Source organism: Anaeromyxobacter dehalogenans 2CP-1 (assembly GCF_000022145.1).
Classification (GTDB): Bacteria; Myxococcota; Myxococcia; order Myxococcales; family Anaeromyxobacteraceae; genus Anaeromyxobacter; species Anaeromyxobacter dehalogenans.
Genome location: NC_011891.1, coordinates 2,785,244 through 2,806,426, shown reverse-complemented (window position 1 = coordinate 2,806,426; position 21,183 = coordinate 2,785,244). Strand labels below are relative to the sequence as shown.

General features: G+C 74.3%; 16 protein-coding genes. 11 read left to right on the top strand and 5 right to left on the bottom strand.

Translation table 11 applies throughout. The features are described 5' to 3' along the window. Nucleotides 1-87 precede the first annotated feature (87 nt). Nucleotides 88-780: a hypothetical protein gene (locus tag A2CP1_RS12765; protein WP_041450510.1), complete on the top strand. Its 693-nt coding sequence runs from the start codon at nucleotides 88-90 to the stop codon at nucleotides 778-780. Between the two features lie 83 nt (nucleotides 781-863). Here A2CP1_RS12765 and A2CP1_RS12760 read toward each other — a convergent pair whose 3' ends face one another. Then, nucleotides 864-1,691, bottom strand: coding sequence for a hypothetical protein (locus tag A2CP1_RS12760; protein ID WP_012633665.1), 828 nt, complete (start codon nucleotides 1,689-1,691; stop codon nucleotides 864-866). Nucleotides 1,692-2,091: 400 nt separating this feature from the next. Here A2CP1_RS12760 and A2CP1_RS12755 point away from each other — a divergent pair, with 400 nt between their 5' ends. Both A2CP1_RS12755 and A2CP1_RS12750 read left to right on the top strand, forming a co-directional pair. After that, the gene (locus A2CP1_RS12755) at nucleotides 2,092-2,370 is read left to right on the top strand and encodes a hypothetical protein (RefSeq protein WP_150106345.1); all 279 of its coding nucleotides are present in this window, start codon (nucleotides 2,092-2,094) and stop codon (nucleotides 2,368-2,370) included. Between the two features lie 148 nt (nucleotides 2,371-2,518). Continuing rightward, a complete protein-coding gene (locus A2CP1_RS12750) occupies nucleotides 2,519-4,237 on the top strand; it encodes an HNH endonuclease signature motif containing protein (protein WP_012633663.1) in 1,719 nt (572 codons plus the stop codon). A gap of 70 nt (nucleotides 4,238-4,307) precedes the next feature. On the opposite strand, the gene A2CP1_RS12745 is transcribed toward A2CP1_RS12750, so the two are convergent. Together A2CP1_RS12745 and A2CP1_RS12740 are read right to left on the bottom strand one after the other, a co-directional pair. Further along, nucleotides 4,308-6,248, bottom strand: coding sequence for an acyl-CoA dehydrogenase family protein (locus A2CP1_RS12745; protein WP_012633662.1), 1,941 nt, complete (start codon nucleotides 6,246-6,248; stop codon nucleotides 4,308-4,310). A gap of 247 nt (nucleotides 6,249-6,495) precedes the next feature. Continuing rightward, nucleotides 6,496-7,479 carry a zinc-dependent alcohol dehydrogenase family protein gene (locus tag A2CP1_RS12740; protein WP_012633661.1) on the bottom strand — a complete coding sequence of 328 codons (984 nt, stop codon included), beginning with the start codon at nucleotides 7,477-7,479 and terminating at the stop codon, nucleotides 6,496-6,498. A 203-nt stretch (nucleotides 7,480-7,682) separates the two neighbouring features. On the opposite strand from A2CP1_RS12740, the gene A2CP1_RS12735 reads away from it, so the two are divergent. The 8 genes from A2CP1_RS12735 (at nucleotide 7,683) to A2CP1_RS12700 (ending at nucleotide 18,148) form a co-directional block, all read left to right on the top strand. Beyond that, nucleotides 7,683-10,256: a M1 family metallopeptidase gene (locus tag A2CP1_RS12735; protein ID WP_012633660.1), complete on the top strand. Its 2,574-nt coding sequence runs from the start codon at nucleotides 7,683-7,685 to the stop codon at nucleotides 10,254-10,256. Between the two features lie 33 nt (nucleotides 10,257-10,289). Continuing rightward, a complete protein-coding gene (locus A2CP1_RS12730; RefSeq protein ID WP_012633659.1) occupies nucleotides 10,290-11,582 on the top strand; it encodes an MFS transporter in 1,293 nt (430 codons plus the stop codon). A gap of 159 nt (nucleotides 11,583-11,741) precedes the next feature. Continuing rightward, a complete protein-coding gene (locus tag A2CP1_RS12725; RefSeq protein ID WP_012633658.1) occupies nucleotides 11,742-13,511 on the top strand; it encodes a chloride channel protein in 1,770 nt (589 codons plus the stop codon). Between the two features lie 209 nt (nucleotides 13,512-13,720). Continuing rightward, a complete protein-coding gene (locus tag A2CP1_RS12720; protein ID WP_012633657.1) occupies nucleotides 13,721-14,356 on the top strand; it encodes a cytochrome c3 family protein in 636 nt (211 codons plus the stop codon). Continuing rightward, nucleotides 14,353-15,333 carry a 4Fe-4S dicluster domain-containing protein gene (locus tag A2CP1_RS12715; RefSeq protein WP_012633656.1) on the top strand — a complete coding sequence of 327 codons (981 nt, stop codon included), beginning with the start codon at nucleotides 14,353-14,355 and terminating at the stop codon, nucleotides 15,331-15,333. The genes A2CP1_RS12720 and A2CP1_RS12715 overlap by 4 nt, the downstream gene beginning before the upstream one ends. Nucleotides 15,334-15,349: 16 nt before the next feature. After that, complete coding sequence (gene dsrP, locus A2CP1_RS12710; RefSeq protein ID WP_012633655.1) at nucleotides 15,350-16,600, top strand: sulfate reduction electron transfer complex DsrMKJOP subunit DsrP; 1,251 nt, start codon at nucleotides 15,350-15,352, stop codon at nucleotides 16,598-16,600. 53 nt (nucleotides 16,601-16,653) lie between these two features. Continuing rightward, nucleotides 16,654-16,947, top strand: a complete 294-nt coding sequence (locus tag A2CP1_RS12705; RefSeq protein ID WP_012633654.1) for a c-type cytochrome — start codon at nucleotides 16,654-16,656, stop codon at nucleotides 16,945-16,947. Nucleotides 16,948-17,047: 100 nt separating this feature from the next. Next, entirely contained in the window at nucleotides 17,048-18,148 is a 1,101-nt protein-coding gene (locus A2CP1_RS12700; protein WP_012633653.1) for an acyltransferase family protein, read from the top strand. A 3-nt stretch (nucleotides 18,149-18,151) separates the two neighbouring features. Here A2CP1_RS12700 and A2CP1_RS12695 read toward each other — a convergent pair whose 3' ends face one another. Both A2CP1_RS12695 and tgt read right to left on the bottom strand, forming a co-directional pair. Beyond that, nucleotides 18,152-19,141, bottom strand: a complete 990-nt coding sequence (locus tag A2CP1_RS12695) for a YheT family hydrolase (protein ID WP_012633652.1) — start codon at nucleotides 19,139-19,141, stop codon at nucleotides 18,152-18,154. Then, nucleotides 19,138-21,177 carry a tRNA guanosine(34) transglycosylase Tgt gene (gene tgt, locus A2CP1_RS12690; RefSeq protein WP_012633651.1) on the bottom strand — a complete coding sequence of 680 codons (2,040 nt, stop codon included), beginning with the start codon at nucleotides 21,175-21,177 and terminating at the stop codon, nucleotides 19,138-19,140. The genes A2CP1_RS12695 and tgt overlap by 4 nt, the downstream gene beginning before the upstream one ends. Nucleotides 21,178-21,183: the final 6 nt, after the last annotated feature.

Sequence of the window (21,183 nt, the reverse complement as noted above, 5' to 3'; positions counted from 1 at the left end):
ACGTGGGGCAGCAGGGCAACAAGGCGGATTGCCGCGGGGTGCACCTTCCGTGGCTTCAATAACTCTCAGTGCATCTGAGGAGGAGACGTGACCGGGGCGCGCGCGCTACAAGAGTCTTGGGCAAAGGTCCGCAAGCTCGCTGAACAGCATCCCGATGAATGGGAAGGGCAAGACCTTGAAGGCGACGCGCCTCTGCGGGTCTTCGTCGGGACGGGCGCGCCGCGACGTGTGCTGGTCGTCACGAAGGAGGCGCCCGTCGCGCGCTGGAGCAGGTCTAGCTGGCCGGCGGGCCTGGTCGTGGTGGTGGCAAGTGGAATGCTGACCCGCGCGCACGCGACGGCCATCGCGGCGCTCGCAGCTGGCGGCTCGGGGCCCGTCACGTTCGTCGGGGACGCCGACCCGATGGACCTGCACACGTTCCTCTCGTTGCGGGCCCACCTTGGCCCAGAACGCGCTCGGTTCTACGGTGTCTCGGACGCAGTCCTCGACGCCATGGGCGACCCCGACGTAGAGCCCGAGAGGTTGCGGGCACGCGACCTGTCGGCGTTCGACAAGGCGCACCTCCAGGTGGTTCAGGCGCTGGCGGACCCCGAAGTCCTCCTCGGGCCTCGCGTCGCCGCAGCCCTCCTGAACGGGAAGGGGCTCGAAATCGAGGCGCTCTCATTCCGTGCCGGTTTGGTGCCCGCCCTCTTCGCGGCGGCGCTGAAACTCGCGTCCCGGCGCAGCGCGGGCCCCGGGGGCGCTCGGAGGCCGACGCGGAGGACGCGGAAGCGGCGATGACGAGCCGCCGCACCCGAGGCCACCGTCCTCCCGATCCACTTCGAGGACCGGAGCGGCGCCGAGTTCGAGCGGCTCGTCCGGCCTCACGCCCCGCGCTTCGCCTGGTGCGCAAGGTAGACCGCGACCCTCGTCTCCTCGACGTGCTGGGCGAGGCGCTTGAAGTCCTCCTCGTTCCAGCAGCCGAGGTGCAGCGCCACGACCTTCGCGACGACCGTCGCGAACTGGGCAGCCTCTTCGTAGGCTTGCCCGCCGATGTAGGCGAAGGCGTCGGGGCCAACGTTCGCGACCGCGGCCAAGCCCGACCCGTGGACGTTCCAGCAGAGTTGCGGGTAGCGCAGCCGGTAGAACTCCTCGAAGCCCTCCGGGAGGAGCTTGTCGGCCTCCCGCGCGTCGGTCCCGAGGTCGCGACCTGTCCAGCGGTTCCGAGGGTGCCGCCCGTTCTCGTTCGGCCACCAGCGGAGCCGGAGCTTCTCGACGCGGTCCTTCTCGCGGCTGGCGTAGGCCATCACCGTCCGCTCCGCGTCGGTGGGTGCCCGCCCCGAGGCGGCGAGGTACTCGGTCGCGTTCTGGGAGTGCTTCAACTTGGCGGAGTCCTCCCAGCCGTCCATCTTCTCTGGCCCGTTCGCAGACCCGTCGAAGTGCATCAGCGTCACGTCCACCGCGCTCTCGAAGACCGAGCGCGCGGCCGAGGTGATGGCCTGGAAGTCGTTGCCGGGGTCGTCCAGCTTGGCGAGGCTCCTCAGCCACGCGATGGTCCGGAGTAGCTGGCCCTGGAAGGCGATGCCGTGGAGCCCCGTCGGCGTGCGCTCATCGACGGCTGCCCGGAGCTTCTCGTCGATGAACCGGGCCACGACCTGGGCCTCGGCGTAGCCGATGTGCGACAGCGCGAGGGCTTCGGCCGGCGTGTTCATGGTGTCCGAGCGTAGCACCCTGGTCCGCTGGTGCAGGCTGGGGTCCCGAAATCCTCCCCCTCCAGCAAGGCCAAGAACGCCAACAACGGCGTGAGGCAGCAGGGGTGGTCCGGTAGCTTGCTACTGGGCACCCGGGCTCGACCACGACGTTGCTGGCGTTCGGGGCCTCGCCGGAGCAGGGAGATCTCGGGATGGGTCGCGTAGGCCAGGTCCCAGCCATCTTGACCGCCGACACACAATTAGACGCAGGCGCGTACCGAGTCGCGGTGAGATTCACGGACCGTGCGGGAAGAGCACCGTCCTTCTGTAGTTCTTCTGTTGTTGTGGTGCATCGGATCGCTGAATCAGCGCCCGGGCGGCGCTCCCGAAAGTTGTCGGAGGAGTAATGCGCAAAGCATTCGTGCTCGTGGTGCTCGTGTCCTGCACCTCCCCCACCGCCCCGCCGCCCACGGGTCCGAACGCCACCATCACGGGTACCGTCGTAGAGCGGGTCGATGCGGCGCCGTACAGCCTGCTGCGGTTGGAGACGGAGAAGGGTCAGGTCTGGGTCGCCGTGCCGAAGGCCGAGGTGCCGAAGAGGTCAAAGGTCACCGTGAAGAACGGCGCCGTTCTGAGGAACTTCGAGTCTAAGCAGAGCGGCAGGAAGTTCGAGGCGGTGGTGTTCGGCGTCCTGGAGTAGGGGAGCAGGTACCGGGTGCTTGGTCAGAGCGGCGTCGACGGTGATCCTGGCGCGCGCGCTCTCGCCGCGCCTCGCACCCCATCCGAGCCGCCGCTCGTGAGCAGAGCCATGACCGACAGTGTCAGACCATTGCGCAATGATGTGCGCAATGAACGCCGCGCACGCCACCGCCGGATTGGACGCCGCCGCGCTGGACGCGGCCTTGGCGCGCCACGCGCCGCCGCGGGTCGAGCTGCCGCCGTTCACGCCTGCCGAGATCGAGGCGTGGTTCCGCGGAGGCGAGCTCGAGGGCGACGTGGGCGAGCATCTCCTCGTCTGGGCGGCGCGGATGCGGGGGTGCCTCGACGTCGAGTTGGCGGAAGGGCTCACGGCGCTGAGGCGGGGCGACCGGCTGGCGGCGCTGGGGTGTCACCTCGACGACTACGCCCGCGAGGCGCTCGACCTGGGGAAGCGCGCGGCCGAGAACCTGGCGCGGCTGGGCGCGGGGCTGCGCGAGCGGCCGCTGCTCCGCGAGGCGCTGCGCGCGGGGCGGGTCCGGCTCCGGGCGGCGGAGACGATCCTGCCGGTCGCGGTGGGCGAGGCGGAGGCGGCGTGGGTCGAGCGCGCGGGCAGGGAGACGGTCCGGGCACTGGAGGCGGCGGTCCGCGCGGCCCGAGCGCTGGGCGACGGGGCGGGCGGTGCCGTCGGTGACGACGAGGACGAGGCGTGGGTCGAGCTGCGCACGCAGCTGCCGCCGGACGAGCGGCGGGTGCTGGACGAGGCGCTCGCGCTCGCCCGGGAGCTGGAGCCGGGGTCGAGCCGCATCGAGCAGCTCGAGGTGCTGGCCCAGGAGTACCTGGCGGAGCACCCGGGCGATCCGGACGGGGACGACTCCCGTCCGCTGGGTCCGGGGTTCCGGGCGCGAGGCCCCGAGTCGACGCGGCGGGGCGCCACGGCGAGCCTGGGGCCAGACGGGTGGGCGGAGCTTCCGGACGTCCCGGCGCTGCCGGCACCGGAGCTCTCGTTCCACGAGTCGCTCTCCGCGCAGGAGCTCGACGCGCGCCTGCGCGCGCTGGCGGAGTGCCGCGCGGGATGGGAGCGGATCATCGGGTTGTGTGGGTACGCGGTGAAGCGGAGCGGGATGCACCGGCTGTCCGGATATGGGAGCTTTCGGGAGTACGTGGAGGAGCGGCTGGGGCTGCCGGCGCGGGCGGTGGAGCAGCGCGTGGCGCTGGAGGCCCGGCTGGCGGCGGCGCCGGCGTTGGAGGAGGCGCGGCAGCGGGGCGTCTCCTACGAGAAGCTGCGGGTCTTGGCGCGGCTGCAGGAGTCCGACATCGCTCGATGGATTCCGCGGGCGCTCGAGGCGACCTGCGTCGCGCTCCGCCGCGAGGTGGAGGGCGAGCGCGAGGGGCAGCTGCGTGCGCGGGGGCAGCTGGTCGCGTCCCTGCCGCGCGGGGTGGCGGTGCTGCTCGCGGCGGCGATCGCCTCGGTCCGGGAGCGCCATGGGCCCGCGCTCTCCACCGGAACGTGCCTGGCGGTCATCGCCTTCCACTTCCTCGCGACCTGGGGGGACGCGCCGGGGGGCTCACGAACGCGCTCGCGGCGCATCCGCGAGCGCGACTCGGGCTGGTGCCAGGTGCCGGGCTGCAGCCGGCACGCGGCGCACGCGCACCACATCGACTTCCGCTCGCACGGCGGTAGCGACGCTTCCGAGAACCTGGTGGGCCTCTGCGCGTTCCACCACCTCCGCTGCATCCACGGCGGCCACCTCTCCGTCCAGGGGCGCGCGCCGGGGGGGCTGGTGTGGCTGCTGGGCGGCCAGGTCTGGACGGGACCGCACCGGCGCGGCGGCGACGCGACGGACCGCGCGGCGGCGGCGGCGTGCTGACGGCCGCGTGCTGACGGCGGCGGGCGTCAGCGCGCGCCGCAGCAGGGCACCACGCGAACGGGCGGCGCTGTCAGACCGGGTCCGCCTCCGCCGGCACCGCCGGGCGCGCGGGACCAGGGGCCGGCGCGGGCGCGGCGCGGGAGGGGACCTTGGGCCGCAGCGCCTCGACCGTGAGGTCGAGGCTCATGGCGCCCTGCTCCAGCCACGCGTGCTCACCATCCAGCACCTCGCGGCCGACGGCGTACGCGACGGTGTCGTCGTTGTGCCAGAGCGCGCCGAACAGCGCGCGCACCTTGCGGCGGCTCCGCAGGCAGAACTGATCGGCGAGCCGCATCGCGCCGGCGGCCTCGGGGCGGCCCTCGCGCCGGAGCGCGTCGGCGCGGGCGACGCTCGCGGACATGGCGAACAGCTCGTTCGCGATGTCCACGAGGCGGAACAGGAACGCCTGCTTGCGCTCGGCGGCGGCGCGGAACACCACCATCGAGTGGAAGATCTCGCGCGCGAGCTTGCGGCTCGAGCGCTCCACGAAGCGCAGGTGGCGCGCGAGCCGGCCGAAGCCGCCGTAGCGCGGGGCGACCAGGCCGCGCAGCCACAGGCCGAGGTACCAGGTGGCGTAGAACGCGCCGACCTTCGGCAGCGTGGCGAGCTTCTTCCCGACCGGCACCTTCGGATCGATGAGCGCGCCGGCGATCTGCAGGTGCTTGTCCACCGCCTCGCGGGCCATGAACAGGTGCATGATCTCCGAGGAGCCCTCGAAGATCAGGTTGATCCGCGCGTCGCGCATCCAGCGCTCCACGCCGACCGGCGTCTCGCCGCGCCCGGCCAGCGAGCGCTCCGTCTCGTAGCCGCGGCCGCCGCGGATCTGCATGGTCTCGTCGATGAGCCGCCACGCCTGGACGGTGTTCCACTCCTTGGCGGCCGCGGCCTCGAGCCGGATGTCGTAGCCCTCGTGATCGGCGAGCGACTGCGCCAGGTCGGAGACGGCCTCCATCGCGTACGCGGTGGACGCCATGTCGGCGAGCTTGTGCGTGATGGCCTCGTGCTTGCCGATCTCCTGGCCCCACTGCACGCGCGCGGCGGCCCAGGTGCGCGACAGCGCGAGCGCGTTCTTCACGCCGCCGGCGACCGCGGCGGGGAGCGAGAGCCGGCCGGTGTTGAGCGTGGTGAGCGCGATCTTGAGCCCGCGCCCCTCCTTGCCGATGAGGTTCTCGGCGGGGACCTTCACGTCGGTGAAGCGCAGCGCGGCGTTCGCGATGGCGCGCAGGCCCATGAAGCGGCAGCGGTGCGTCACCTCCACGCCGGGCCAGGACGTCTCCACCACGAACGCGCTGATGGCGTCGGTCCGCGGATCGCGCGCCATCACCACCAGCAGCTCGGCGATGGTGCCGTTGGTGCACCAGAGCTTCGCGCCGTTCAGCACGTAGTGCGTGCCGTCCGGCGACCGCTCGGCGGTGGTGGCGAGGCGGGCCGGGTCGGAGCCGACGTTGGCCTCGGTGAGCGCGAACGCGCTCACGGCGCCCTTCGCGATGCGCGGCAGGTACTTGTGCTTCAGGGCGTCCGAGCCGAACAGCTTCAGCGGCTGCGGGACGCCGATCGACTGGTGCGCCGACAGCAGCGCGGTCAGGTTGGCGTCCCAGCTCCCGAGGAGCGCCATCACCTTCCCGTACTCGACCTGGTCGAAGCCGAGGCCGCCGTACTCCACCGGGATCTTCATCCCGAAGGCGCCGAGCTTGCGCAGGCCCTCCATCACGTGCGGCGGGTACTCGCCGGTCTCGTCGATGGCGACCGGGTCCACGTGCTCGCGCAGGAACTGCTCGAACGTCCGGTACCAGCGGGCGAACTCGGGCCGCTCCTCGCCGGGCAGCGGGTACGGGTGGATGAGCCCGACGCGGAAGCGGCCGAGGAACAGGTCGCGCAGGAACCCGGCCCCGCGCCACTCGGCCTCGCGGGAAGCCTCGGCCACCTCGCGGGAACGACGGATCTCCTCGCCGGCGTGAACGGACTCGGTCATGGCGCCCTCGCTCGCTCGGCCTGCCGCCCTAGCGGTGCGGCAGCCTGTCGATTCTGTAATCAAGCTAACGCGCTGCGCCGCCGGTACAACGGGACCGGCCAGGACCCTTCGAGGTTCCGGCGGAGCGGCGAGGGAGCGGGCGGGCGGGCGCGCGACCGGCTCCGGGGGGCGCGCCGCTCAGGGTGAGCCCCGTCGAACCCGGAGCGAGAACCTCGCGAACGCCGTCACCGACCGTGAATGCGGCCGCTCACGGCACCAGCACCGCCGCCCCGCGCAGCCGGCCGGCGCGGAGGTCGGCGAGCGCGTCGTTGGCGCGCTCCAGCGGGTACGGGACGACCTCGGTGCGGAGCGGGACCTCGGGCGCGAGCGCGAGCAGCGCGTCGCCGTCGGCGCGGGTGAGGTTCGCGATCGAGCGGAGGGTCCGCTCGCCCCACAGCAGCGCGTACGGGAACGAGGGGATGTCGCTCATGTGGATGCCAGCGCAGACCACGGTGCCGCCCGGCACCACGTCGCGGAGCGCGATGGGCACGAGCGCGCCCACCGGCGCGAACAGGATGGCGGCGTCGAGCGGCTCGGGCGGCACCTCGCCCGAGGCGCCGGCCCACTCGGCCCCGAGCTGCAGCGCGAACGCCTGCGCCTCGGCGTCCCCGGGCCGGGTGAACGCGAACACGCGCTGCCCCGCGTGCCGGGCGAGCTGCACCACCAGGTGCGCCGCGGCCCCGAAGCCGTAGAGGCCGAGTCGCTGGGCGCCGCGGACCGGCGCCCAGGCGCGGTGGCCGATGAGGCCGGCGCAGAGCAGCGGCGCCGCGTCGGCGTCCTCGTAGTCCCCGGGGATGGCGAACGCGTAGCGCGCGTCCGCGACGGCCAGCTCGGCGTAGCCGCCGTCGCGGTGGTAGCCGGTGAACCGCGCCGCGCTGCACAGGTTCTCCCGGCCGCTCCGGCAGGCCGCGCACCGGCCGCACGTCCAGCCCAGCCACGGGATCCCCACCCGATCGCCGGGCCGGAAGCGGGTCACCCCGGCCCCGACCCGATCCACCCGCCCGACGATCTCGTGGCCGAGCACCAGCGGCAGCTTCGGGTCCGGCAGCTCCCCGTCGGCGACGTGCAGGTCGGTGCGGCACACGCCGCAGGCGCCCACCCGCAGCCGCAGCTCGCCGGGTCCGGGGACGGGATCGGGGAGCTCCGCCGGGGCGAGCGGGGCGCCCGGGCGGGCGAGGACCATGGCGCGCATGGCTCGACGGAACACGGCGCCGGGGAGCGGGTCAAGCGGGCGGGGCGGGGGCCCTCGGCGGCGGGGCGACGGACGCTGCGTGCAACCCGGCCCCGGGTCCCGCCGCACCGGCCAGCCACGCCGGGGGGAGCCGCATCTTCTCGTTGCCCCCGGCACGCCCCGGGCCGCATGCTGCCGGCCGGGATTCACCGACCGGAGACGAGATGGCGCACCCGACCGACGACCGCAACTTCCGCCTCCCCTCCACCGTCCGCCCGACCGGCTACGACGCCAGCCTGGCGGTGGACCTGGACGGCAGGCGCTTCGCCAGCCGGATCCGGATCGGGCTCGCGCTCGCCGCCCCGTCCACGGAGCTGGTGCTGCACGCGGCCGCCCTCGAGATCTCCCGCGCCGTGGTCACGGCCGGCGAGGCCCGGCGCGAGGCGGCGGTGCGGCTCGCGCCGGCGAGCGAGACGGCCGTGCTCTCCTTCGACGCGCCGGTGCCGGCGGGCCCGGCCGTGCTCGAGCTGGAGTTCGCGGGCGCCATCGTCAGCGGCCTGCGCGGCCTGTACCTGGCCGGCCCGGGGCTCGCGGCGACGCAGTTCGAGGCCGCCGACGCGCGGCGGGTGTTCCCGTGCCTCGACGAGCCGGGCTTCAAGGCGCCGTGGCGGCTCACGGTCGAGGCGCCCCGCGACGCGGTGGTGCTCTCCAATGGGCGGCCGGAGGCCATCGAGGAGGTCGAGCGCGGCGCCATCCGGCGGGTGCGCTTCGCCGAGACCCCGCCGCTGCCCACGTACCTCGTGGCGCTGGTGGTGGGCCGGCTCGAGGCGCTGCCGGAGATCTCGGTGCGCGGCGTCCCCGTGCGAACCTGGGCCACGCCCGAGAAGCTGGCCCTCACCGGCTTCGGCCAGGACGTGGCGGTGGAGGTGCTGCCGCGGCTCGAGGACTACTTCGGCGTGCCGTACGCGTTCGGCAAGCTCGACCAGGCCGGCCTGCCCGAGTTCGAGGCGGGCGCGATGGAGAACGCGGGCCTCGTCACCTACCGCGAGGTGGCGCTGCTGCTCGACCCCGCCACCGCCTCCCTGGCGCAGAAGAAGCGGGTGGCGGAGGTGGTGACCCACGAGCTCGCGCACCAGTGGTTCGGCAACTGGGTGACGATGACGTGGTGGGACGACCTGTGGCTCAACGAGGCGTTCGCCACCTGGATGGCGTTCAAGACCGTGGACGCCTGGAACCCGGGCTGGCGGGTGTGGCTGGAGTTCGACCAGGGCAAGGCCGCGGCGATGCACCTCGACGCGCTCCGCTCGACGCACCCGATCCGCGCCGACGTGAACAACGTCGCCGAGGCCGGCGAGGCGTTCGACCTCATCACCTACGAGAAGGGCGGGGCGGTGCTCCGCATGATCGAGGGCTACCTCGGCGAGGAGCGCTTCCGCGACGGCATCCGGCTGTACATGCGCCGCCACGCCCGCGCGAACGCCGTCGCCGACGACCTGTGGGGCGCGCTCGCCGAGGCCTCGCGCGAGCCGGTGGTCGAGCTCGCGAACGCCTGGATCCGCCAGCCCGGCTTCCCGCTCGTGACGGCGTCGCGCGCCGGCCGCACGCTGCGGCTGGAGCAGCAGCGCTTCTGGTCGGACCCGGCGCGGGCCGGGGACGAGCCCGCCGCCGGGTGGCCGGTCCCGCTGGTGCTGCGGGTGGGGCAGGGCGGGAAGGTCACCGAGCAGCGGGTGCTGCTGCGCGGGCGGTCCGCCGAGGTGACGCTGGCCGGCGACGGAGAGCCGGACTGGGTGTGCGCGAACGCCGGCGCCACGGGCTTCTACCGCGTGCGGTACGACGCCGCCGGCCTCGCCGCGCTGGGTCGCAACCTGGCGGCGCTCGCGCCCGCGGAGCGGATCCAGCTCCTCTCCGACGAGTGGGCGCTGGTCCGGGCCGGCGCGCGCGAGATCGGGGCGTTCCTCGACCTGTGCGACCGGTTCGCCGGCGAGGAGGACCACGCGGTGCTCGACGAGCTGGTGGCGCGCCTCGCCACCGTGGAGCACCGGCTGGTGGCGGACGCGGATCGGCCGGCGCTCCGGGGCTTCGTGGCGCGCCTGTTCGCGCCGCAGCTCGCCGTCACCGGCTGGGACGCGGCGCCCGGCGAGCCGGACACGGTGCGGCTCCGCCGCGCCGCCGCGGTGCGCGCGCTCGGGCTGGTGGCCCGCGCGCCCGGGCCGGCGCAGGAAGCCCGCGAGCGGCTCGATCGCTGGCTCGCCGGCGACCGCGCCGCGGTCGAGCCCAACCTGCACGACGCGCTCGTGGCCATGGTGGCGCGCGACGGCGACGCCGCGCGCTTCGACGCGTTCCAGGGACTGTTCCGCAAGGAGGCCGACCCCGCCTTCCGCCGCCGCTACCTGCTGGCACAGGCCGCGTTCGAGGATCCGGTCCTCGCCGCCCGGGGCATCGAGGTGCTGCTCGGCGGGGAGGAGGTCCCGCTGCAGGACGTGGCCTCCTACTCCGCGGCGCTGCTCGCCAACCGGACCGCGCGCGGGCCGTACTGGGCCCGGCTGCGCGGCGAATGGGACGCGCTGCTCGGGCGCGTGCAGGGGGCGCCCATGCTGCTGCGCCGCGTGGTGGAGGGAATGGGGGCGCTGGTGGAGCGGCGGGAGCTGGAGGAGGCCGAGGCGTTCCTGGCCGCGCACCCGGTCGAGGAGGCGCGCCAGGCCATCGCGCAGACGCTGGAGCGGCTCCGCCAGGACGTGGAGCTGCGCGAGCGGACCACCGCCCAGGTCGGCGCGTGGCTGGCGCGCGGCGGACGCTAGCGCGGCGGCCGCGAGCCGCTACAATCCGCCGCCGTGACCACCCCGCCCGCCGGCGCCGTCCCGGCCGATCCCGCGAAGCCGACGCCGCCCTGGATCTTCCTGTTCCTCGACTTCCCGTTCGGCGCGGCGGTCGGCTACCTCTCGCTGGGCGTGCCGTTCTGGATGGAGCGGCGCGGCTTCTCCATCGAGGCCATCGCCGCGGTGGCGGCGGGCGCGAACCTGGCGCACGCGTTCAAGCTGCTGTGGATCCCGGTGCTCGACCTCGGCGCCTACCGCAAGGTCTGGTACCTGGCCATGGCCGCCACCACCGCCGCGCTGCTGGCGGTGATCTCGGCGCTGCCGGATCCGCTCGCGAACCTGCCGCTGTTCGCGGCGCTGCTCACCGCGCTGCAGGCGGCGGCCACCACCGGCCACGCCGCCAACAACGCGCTCATGGCGACGACCACCCGGTTCGCCGACAAGGGCAAGGTGGGGGGGTTCGCCATGGCCTCGAACGTCGGCAGCACCGGGCTGCTCGGCGCCGTGGCGATCCTGGTGTCGGACGCGGTCTCCCCGCGCGCGGCCGGGCTGACGCTGGCGGTCCTCGTGCTCGCCGGCGCCGCGTTCGCGCTGCGCATCGTCGAGCCGCGCCTGGTCGACCCGGCGGTCCGGGCGGCGCACGGGCTGGCCCGCGCCACGGTCCGGCACCTCGGGGCGATGCTGCGCGACCTCTGGTCCACCGTGCGGAGCCGCGAGGGCTTCACCGGCCTCGTCATCTGCCTCGCGCCGGTCGGCTGCCAGGCGATGTCCAACCTGTTCACCGGCATCTCCGAGCAGTACGGCGCCAGCGCGCGGCTGGTGGGGATGGCGAACGGCGTCGGCGGCGGCATCGCCAGCGCGGTGGGGGCGCTGCTGGGCGGCGTCCTCGCCGACCGGATGAGCCGCCGGGTCGCCTACGCCGCGTCCGGCGGCCTGACCGCGCTCTGCGCCGTGGCGATGGCCGCCGCGCCGCTGAACGAGTGGACCTACGCCTGGGGCACGTTCACGTACCTGTTCGCGGGCGGGATCGCGTTCGCCACCTGGGCCGGGATGGTGCTCGAGATGGTGGGGCTCTCGGCCGCGACCGCCACGAAGTACGCGCTCTTCAACGCGTCGGCCAACCTCGCCATCAGCTACGTCACCGCCGCCGACGGCCTCGGCGGCGCCTGGCTGCACCGGACGCTCGGCATCGCCGAGGCGCGCGGCGTGCTCCTCACCGACGCGGCGCTCACGCTGGGCGGCATCGCGGTGCTGCTCGCGATGCTGCTGGTGACGCGCCGCCCCGCGCCCGCCGTGCGCCCCTCCTGACCCGGATCGCCGGCGCGGCCCGCATCGGGGCCGGCGCGAGCCCTGTCGCGCGGCGCCGCCGTCCACAACGTGGTTCGGGGCCCCTCGCGCGCGCGGCGCCGTCCGGCGGCCGGGCGGCCGCGCCGGGGTGGAGGACCGCCGGGGCGGCGCGGGAGGCGCGTGGAGCGGACGGGGTCACAGGACGCGAAGGCCCTGCCCACCGCGGCGCCGCCGGTCTTCTTCCGCTCGCTCCGGGACTTCCTGCGCGTCCTGCCGGGCGCCGCGCAGCGGTTCTGGGTGCTGGTCATCGCGACGGGGGCGCTCTCCGGGCTGGGCTCGGGCGCGCTGCTCCTGGCGCTCTCTGGCGTGCAGGAGCTCGCCTGGCCGCAGGCGGCGCGGTTCGTCGACTCGGTGGACGTCTCGTCGCCCGGCCGGCGGGTGCTCGTCCCGGCGCTGGCCGGGCTGCTGGTCGGGGTCACCGCGCTGCTCTGGCGCAAGCCGCTCGGCGGGCACGGCACGGCGCGCATCCTCGAGGCCATCTGGCATCGCGGCCGCGAGCTGTCGCTGGGCCGGACGCTCGTGCGCGGGCTGCTCTCGATCACCTGCGTCGGCATGGGCGCGTCGCTGGGCCGGGAGGGCGCGCTCGTCCAGGCGGGCGCGGCGAGCGGATCGTGGCTGGCCGGCCGGCTCGGGGTGAGCGAGCGCCAGGCCCGCGTGCTCGTCGCCTGCGGCGCCGCCTCGGGCATCGCGGCCGCCTACGACGTGCCCATCGGCGGCGCGCTCTTCGGCCTGGAGGTGCTGCTGGGGAGCTTCGCCCTCGAGCTGCTCGGGCCCATCGCCGTCGCCTGCGTGGTCGCCACCGCGGTGGCGCGCACGCTGCCGGTCCCGCACGCCACCTACGACATCCCCGAGTACGCGCTGCTCCACCCCGCCGAGCTGCTCCTCGGGCTCGCGCTCGCGCCGGTGCTCGGGCTCGCGTCGGCCATCTACGTGCGGGTGATGGGCTGGGTCGAGGTGCGCTTCGATCGGTTCCCGGCGCGGCTGCGGCCGATGCTGCCGGTCCTGGGCATGGGCGCGGTCGGGCTGCTCGCGATCCGGTTTCCGGCCGTGCTCGGCAACGGGTTCGACACGGTCCACCAGGCGCTGCTCGGCGAGCTGCCGCTGCGCCTGCTGCTGGTGCTGCCGCTCCTGAAGCTCGCGGCGAGCGCGGTGTGCGCCGGGACCGGGGTGCCCGGCGGGCTGTTCACCCCGTCGCTGTTCTTCGGGGCCGCCATCGGCGGCGCGGCCGGGGAGCTGCTGGCGCGGGTGCTCCCAGGGGCGCCGCCCTCCGGCGCGCTCGCGCTGGTGGGCATGGCGGGCGTGCTGGCGGGCACCACGCACGCGGCGGTCTCCTCGGTGCTGATCGTGTTCGAGCTGACCGGCGACTACGGGGTGATCCTGCCGCTCATGCTCTCGGCCGCGGTCGCCGCCGCCACCAGCCGCGCCATCGAGCCGGACTCGCTCTACACCGCGCCGCTGCGGCGCAGCGGGGTGGCGCTGCCGGAGCTGCCGCGCCCGGAGTGGCTGCGCACCACGCCGGTGGCGGCGCTGGTGGAGCGCGACGCGGAGCGCGTCCCGCCCACGCTCGCGTTCGACGCGCTGGTGAAGAAGCTGCTGGCGCTGCCGCCCGGGCACGACCTGTACGTCACCGACGCGGAGGGCGCGCTCCTCGGCGTCATCCGGCTCGACGCGCTGAAGGGCACCATCTCGGACCAGGCCGACCTGGGGATGATCGTCGCGGCCGACGTGGTGGACCGCGAGATCGAGCCCATCACCACCGCCATGACGCTCGCGGAGGTCGCGGTGCGGTTCGGGGAGACCGACCTCGAGCGCCTGCCGGTCGTGGACGGCCAGCGGAGGCTGGTGGGCGTGGTGGCCATGCGCGACCTGCTCGCCCGCGGGAGCTTCTGACCCCCTGGCGGGGATCCGAAGGTCGCCGGGTCCAGGTCGACCCGGCGCCGTCGTCACGGCGCGCGCGCCCGCCGCAGGTGACGTAACCGCGCGGAGCGGCTTGCCCCACGCTGCGTGAGCGCCCCATCCGGACCGGCCCGCGCTTGATCCCCGTCAACTGACGGCGGTCAAGACGGGGGTAGGTTCCGACGCCGCACAGGGAGGTGCGAATGGGCTACGTACGACCGAGGATCGGGCCGCTCGCGGTGACGGTGGCGGTGGCGCTCGCCATCGTTCCCGCCGGGGCGCCCGCCGCCGAGGCGGCACCGGGATCGACCCCGAAGGCGCCGGCGGTGAAGGCCACCCGGCCGGAGGCGAAGCCGCCGCTGCTCGTGCAGGCGGAGGCGCCGCCGTTCTCGGAGGGGATCTACCCGTGCTCGGCGTGCCACGCCGGGATGCCCAAGAACGGGACCCGCCGCGAGCTGGTGTTCCACGACGAGCAGCAGTCGATCTTCGACCACGGCGCCGACCAGCGCTGGTGCCTCGACTGCCACGACCTGCAGAACCGCGACGTGCTCCGGCTCGCGAACGGCGCGCCGGTACCGTTCACCGAGTCCTACCGGCTGTGCGGCCAGTGCCACGGCGACAAGTACCGCGACTGGCGCGTGGGCGTGCACGGCAAGCGCGTGGGGCACTGGAACGGCGAGAAGACCTACTTCCTGTGCGTGAACTGCCACAACCCGCACTCGCCGCGGTTCAAGGGCGTCCAGGAGATCGTCTCCGGCGGGAAGAAGACCGTGGCCCCGACCCTGACCTACCTCAAGCCCGAGCCGCGGCCGAAGCGCCCGGAGGAGCAGCGCCGATGACCCCGAACAAGAGCCTGCCGGTCCTGGGCGGCGCGGACGCGCCGCCCCCGTCGCCGCGCGAAGGCATCGACCCCATCGGCGACGGCCCGCTCGACCCGGCGCGGCGCGCGTTCCTCCGCACCGCCGCCGCCGGCACCGCGGTCGCGGCGCTCGCGTCGTGCAGCAGCGGCCTGGACATGGAGGACTTCCTCCGCAAGCACTTCAAGGAGCTCTCGCCGGACGAGCTGAAGAAGGTGCTCGCCAAGGTGGAGAAGCGGAACCAGGAGCGCTTCGGGAAGAAGACCACCGTCTCCGCGAAGGGGCCGCAGCCCGGCGTCGAGTACGGCTACGGCCTCGACATCTCCCGCTGCGTGGGCTGCCGCCGATGCGTCTACGCCTGCGTGAAGGAGAACAACCAGTCCCGCACCGAGCCGCAGATCCACTGGATCCAGGTGCTGGAGATGGACAAGGAGCACGGCGTGGACCTGGCCCACGCCGACCTCTACTACGAGGCCGACGCGGTGCCGCGCCCGGGCAAGTTCTACTTCCCGGTGCAGTGCCAGCAGTGCCGGAACCCGCCCTGCGTGAAGGTCTGCCCGACGCAGGCCACGTGGAAGGAGCAGGACGGCATCGTGGTCGTGGACTACGACTGGTGCATCGGCTGCCGCTGCTGCATGTCGGCCTGCCCGTACGGCGCGCGCCACTTCAACTGGGCCACGCCGAACCTGCCGGCCGAGGAGCTGAACCCGGACCAGCACTACCTCGGGAACCGCCCGCGCCCGAAGGGCGTGGTCGAGAAGTGCACCTTCTGCATCCAGCGCGTGCGCGAGGGCCGCTACACGGCCTGCGTCGAGGTGTGCCCGGTGGGCGCCCGGAAGTTCGGGAACCTGCTCGATCCCGAGAGCGAGATCCGCAAGGTGATGGAGACGAAGCGGGTCTTCGTCTTCAAGGAGGAGCTCGCCACCCACCCGCAGTTCTTCTACTTCTACGCGACCTAGCGGAGAGGGCCCGACGATGTCCGGATTCCTCGAGTTCGTGAAGGGCTGCGTCCGCCAGGTGCTCTCGGGCGGCCGCGCCTACAAGGCCTGGATGGCGTTCCTCCTCTGCGTGATCGCGGTGGGGGTCGCGGCGTACACGCGGCAGGCCACCGCCGGCCTCATCGCCAGCAACATGCGCGACGACGTGTCCTGGGCGTTCTACATCGGGAACTTCGCGTTCCTGGTGGGCGTGGCCGCGGCGGCGGTGCTGCTGGTGATCCCCGCCTACGTGTACCAGTGGAAGCCCATCAAGGAGGTGGTGGTCCTCGGCGAGCTGCTCGCCATCAGCGCGCTGGTGATGGCGCTGCTGTTCATCTCGGTGGACCTGGGCCGCCCCGACCGCGTCCACCACATGATGCCGTTCCTCGGCACGCCGAACTGGCCGGCCTCCCTGCTGACCTGGGACGCGCTGGTGCTGAACACGTACCTGTTGCTGAACGTCGTGCTGGTCCTGTACCTGCTGTTCAAGACCTACCGCGGCGAGCACTACGACAAGCGCATCTTCCTGCCGCTGGTGCTGCTCTCGATCCCGGTGTCGATCTCCACGCACACCGTGACCGCGTTCCTGTTCAACGGCATGGCGGCGCGCCCGTACTGGAACGCGTCGATCCTGGCGCCGCGCTTCATCGCCTCGGCGCTCTGCTCCGGCCCGGCGGTGATGATCATCCTGTTCCAGCTGCTGCGGAAGGCGTTCAAGTTCGAGATCAAGGACGAGGCCATCTGGAAGATCGCCGAGCTGATGGCCTACGCGATGTTCATCAACCTGTTCCTCCTCGGCGCCGAGCTGTTCAAGGAGTACTACTCGGCGACGGAGCACCTGCTCTACACGAAGTACCTGTGGGGCGGGATCGGCGAGCACACCGTGCTGGTGAAGTACGCCTGGCTGTCGCTCGCGTGCAGCGTGATCGCGTTCCTGCTGTTCCTCACGCCGCGCACCCGCAAGAACTTCGTCACCCTGAACGTCGGGTGCGTACTCATCTGGGCCGGCGTCTACATCGAGAAGGGGATGGGGCTGATCATCCCCGGCTTCACGCCGTCCACGCTGGGCCAGATCTACGAGTACACGCCGACCAAGATGGAGTGGGCCATCGCGGCGGGCGTGTTCGGGGTGGGGTTCCTGACCTTCACGATCCTGGTGAAGATCGCGGTGCCCATCCTCGTCGGTACGTTCAGGGCGCCCGAGCGCGCGCACGGCCATGCGCCGGCGGCCGGGTACCCGGTTCCCTAGATGCGTTCACACGCCGGAAGCGTTCACATGCCGCACCACACCTGGAGGTCACCATGAAGCGTCTCGTCGCCGTCCTCGCCTTCGCCGCCTTCGCCGCCGCCGCCCGCGCCGACGACGGCGCTGCCGTGTTCGCCAAGAAGTGCGCCGTGTGCCACGGCAAGGACGGGAAGGGCGCGCCCGCCGGCAAGGCGCTCGGCGCGAAGGACCTCACCACCGTGAAGCTGTCCGAGGCCGAGATCGTGAAGGTGGTCGAGAACGGCAAGGGCAAGATGACCGGCTTCAAGGGCAAGCTCAGCGACGACGAGGTGAAGTCGGTCGCGAAGTACGTGAAGGGCGGCCTGAAGTAGCGGTCCGTGCACCGCCGCGGCGCCCCGGGGGACGTCCCGTCCCTCGCGGGCGCCGCTTCGCCTGCACGGTGGCGCGTTCCGTGCTATAGCGCGCAGCGCCTTGTCCGACGGCAGCCTCACGACCCCTCCGAAGGCCCCCCGCATCCCGACGCTCGACGCCGCCCGCGCGGTGGGCGTGGTGGCCATGGTGTTCGGCCACACGCTCGACGCGCTGCTCTCCGCGGAGGCGCGGGCCGCGCCGGGGATGGTCCTCTACTGGAAGGCGCGCGGCTTCACCGCGCCGCTGTTCATGCTGGTCTCCGGCTGGGCGGTGACGGTCGCCATCGGCCGGGGCCGGGCCCGCGGGCTCGACATCCCGCGCGGACGGCTCGGGCGCGTGCTGCTCCTGCTGGCCATCGGCTACGGGCTGCGCTGGCCGGGGTGGGGGATCGACGCGCTCCGCGCCGGGGATCCGGCGGTGTGGAGCCACCTGCTCGCGTTCGACGCGCTCCACGTCATCGGCGTGTCGCTGCTCGTCGCCGCGCTGGTGCTGGCGCTGCCCTGGACGTCGCGGGAGAAGGTGGGCGTCTTCGCGCTGCTCGGCGTGCTGGCGGTGGCGCTCGCGATGCGCGCGCCCGCGCCGGTGCTGCCCGCGCCGGCGGAGCTGCCGGCCCCCGGGCTCGGGATGGCGGTGGCGCAGGCGCTGGGCGGCACGTCGCCGTTCCCGCTGCTCCCGTGGTGCATCTACTTCTTCGCCGGCGCGGTGGTGGGGCTCAGCGCGCCCGCCGACGCGCGGCGCCGCACCGTGGCGCTGGCCCTCGCCGGCGCCGCCATGTTCGCGGTGACGCTCTGGACCGGGCTCGAGGACCTGCCCCCCGCGCACCCCGGGCTCATCGCCTACCGCATCGGCGCGGTGCTGCTCCTGCTCGCGGCGCTCTCGGCGGTCCCCGCGGCGGCGGCCGCGCGCCTCGCGCCGGTCGGCAAGGCGTCGCTGGGCGTCTACGCCATCCACATCCCCATCGTGTGGGGCTGGTCCACCTGGCACGGGCTCGCGCTGCGGGTGGGGCCGTCGCTGTCGGCGTGGAACGCGGTCCTGGTCGCGGCGCTGGTGCTCGCGGCGAGCTTCGGGCTCCACCTCGCGATCAAGCACGCCCGCGCGGCCGGGGCGGCCGGGCTGCGCCGGGTGCGCTCGGCGATGGACGGCGTCGCGCTCGATCCCTGAGCGTCAGCGCGCGGACTGCCCGGCGCGGGCCAGCTCCGCCGCGAACGCGGCCGCCCGCAGCTCCGCCCAGAAGCTGGGCCGGAACGGCGCCCCCGAGACGAAGCCCACGTGCCCGCCGGCCGGGGTCGCGACCAGCTCGACGTGCGGGTTGGCTCGCGCCGCCTCGACCGGCAGCGTGTCGCGCGGGACCATCGGGTCGTCGAGCGCGGCGAGCGCCAGCAGCGGCCGCCGCACGCCCGCCACGAAGCGCCCGGCCGAGCAGCGGCTCCAGTACTCCTCCGCCGAGGCGAAGCCGTGGAGCGGGGCCGTCACCGCGCCGTCGAAGCCGGCGAAGGTGGTCACCGCGCGGATGGCCGCCGCGTCGAGGCGCTCCGGGAAGCGGGCCGCCTTCTCCAGCGCCTTCGCGCGCAGCCGCCGCAGGAAGCGCTCGCGGTAGACCCAGTTCCAGAAGCCCGGGCCGTCGATGGCGCGCGCCGAGCGGGCGAGGTCGAACGGGACCGACACCACCGCGCCGCCCCGCACCTCGGCCGCGAGGTCGTCGCCGCGCTCGCCCAGGTACTTCGCCACCACGTTGCCTCCGAGCGAGAAGCCGGAGAGCACCAGCGGCCGGCCCGGGCGCTCCGCCACCAGCCGCCGCACCACCTCGTCGACGTCGCCGGTCTCGCCCGAGTGGTAGAAGCGCGGCAGCCGGTTCGGGGTGCCGGAGCAGCCGCGGAAGTTCATCGCGAGCGCGCCCATGCCGTGCGCGAGCGCCAGCGCCACCAGCCCGCGCACGTAGGGGGCGCGCGACGAGCCCTCCAGGCCGTGGCAGACCACCAGCACCGGCGCCCCGGCGGCGGGGCCGGCGAAGCGGTCCACGTCGAGGAAGTCGCCGTCGGGGAGCTCCCAGCGCTCGCGGACGGCGGGCGGGCGCGGCAGCGGGCGCGCCACGCTCGCGAACACGGTTATGGCATGCGCGCCCGGGAGCCAGCGGCTCGGGCGGTAGGCGGTCACGCGACCTCCTCCTCGCGCCGCGCCGAGAACTGCGGGTGCGCGCGCACCCGCGCGAGCGCGTCGGGAGGCGCGTCCGGCGGGAACGGCGCCGAGGAGCGCTCGAGCCGCGCCAGCCAGCGCGCGTCGAGCGGGCGCGCCAGGAGCGCCGGATCCGTCGCGGCCGCGGTGGTCTGCTCCTTCGGGCCGCTCGGGTCGCCCACGCCCACGTGGAAGCCGGCGAGGAGCAGGGCCGAGCGCGTCGCGGTGGCCGTGCTGTACGTGTACAGCGCGCAGCGCGGGCCGGAGCGCGCCCATGCGGCGGCGAACGCCCCCAGCGTCCACAGGCCCGGGTTCGCGCGCGGGCTGAACGGATCCCAGAAGATCACCTCGGCGCGGAGGTCCTGCCGCGGCAGCGTCTCCAGCAGGTCGCCCAGGACGATCCGCCAGCGCACGCGCGCCGAGCCCCAGGCGCCGTCGCGCAGGAGCGCCCGCGCCGCGTCGAGGTCCTCCGGCCCGAGGCCCAGCCGCGCCGCGCCCTCGTCCGACGTCGCCAGCCCGAGCGCCCCGAGATCGCGCTCGAAGCTGACGATCTCCAGGCCGCGTCCGCCCGGCGGGACCGCCCCGGCCGCGCGGATCGCGGCGAGCGCGTTCGAGCCGGCGCCCAGCCCCACGTCGAGCAGCACCAGCGGCGGCCCCGGCTCGGCGAGCCGCTCGCGGAGGCGCGACTGGGCCACGTACAGCCGCTCCGCCTCCACCGCCGGGCCGATCACCGGGTGCATCACCTCGCCGGACTCCGAGTCGCGCACCGCGGGCGCGCCCTGGGACGTGACGACGAGGTGGAAGCGGGCGCCGTCGCGCGGCGCCTCCGCCGGCGGGGCCGCGGGCGTCGGCGGCGGCGGCTCGGGGAGGCGGCGGCGGCCCGGTGGGCGTGCGCTGCGGTCGTGCTCGTGGCGGTCGAGCGCCTCGAGCCGCTCGCGCTGGTAGGCGCCGTAGCGGCCGGCCTCGATGGCCGCGCGCGCGCCGCGCATGAGGTCGAGGTAGTGGCGGAGGTTGTGGACGGACACGAGGCGCGGCCCGAGGGGCTCGCGGCACTTGAACAGGTGGTGCAGGTAGGCGCGGCTCCAGCCGCGGCAGGTGTCGCAGCCGCAGGCGGCGTCGAGCGGGAGCTCGGAGAGCCGGTGCTCGGTGCGGGTGAGGCGCACGCGGCCGGTGGAGGTGAAGGCGGTGCCCTGCCAGGCGAGCGTGGTGGGCAGGATGCAGTCGAACATGTCCACGCCGTGGCCGATGGCCTCGAGGAGGTCGGGCGGCGTGCCCACGCCCATGAGGTAGCGCGGGCGATCGAGCGGGAGCAGCTCGGCGGCGCGCGCCACCACCTCGCCGCGCTCGGCCCGGGTGTCGCCGACCGCGAGCCCGCCGATGGCGAAGCCGTCGAACGGGTGCTGGGTGAGGAAGCCGGCCGAGGCGGCGCGCAGCGCCGGGTCGAGGCCGCCCTGGACGATGGCGAAGAGCGCCTGCTCGGGGTTGGTGCGCGCGGCCAGGCTGCGCAGCGCCCAGCGGTGGGTGCGCTCCATGGCGGCGCGGATCTCGGCCGCCTCGGCGGTGGAGGGCAGGCAGACGTCGAGCACCATCATCACGTCCGAGCCGATCGCGGTCTGCATCGCGATGGAGGACTCGGGGGTGAGGAGCTGCGGGCGTCCGTCCACGTAGCTGCGGAAGCGCGCGCCCGCCTCGGTGATGACGCGGTCGTGCGAGAGCGAGAAGATCTGGAAGCCGCCGGAGTCGGTGAGGATCGGGCCGTCCCAGCGCATGAAGCGGTGGATGCCGCCGAGCGCGCGGAACGCCTCGGGCCCGGGGCGGAGCAGCAGGTGGTAGGTGTTGCCGAGGATGACCTCGGCGCCCGCCTCGCGCACGTCGGCGGGGGTGAGCCCGGTGACGCTGGCGCGCGTGCCCACCGGCATGAAGGCGGGGGTCTCGACGCGCCCGTGCGGCGTCTCGAGCGTGCCGCGCCGGGCGCGGGTCTCGGCGTCCCTCGGGCCGGGGTGGAAGCGGAAGGGCATCGGGCA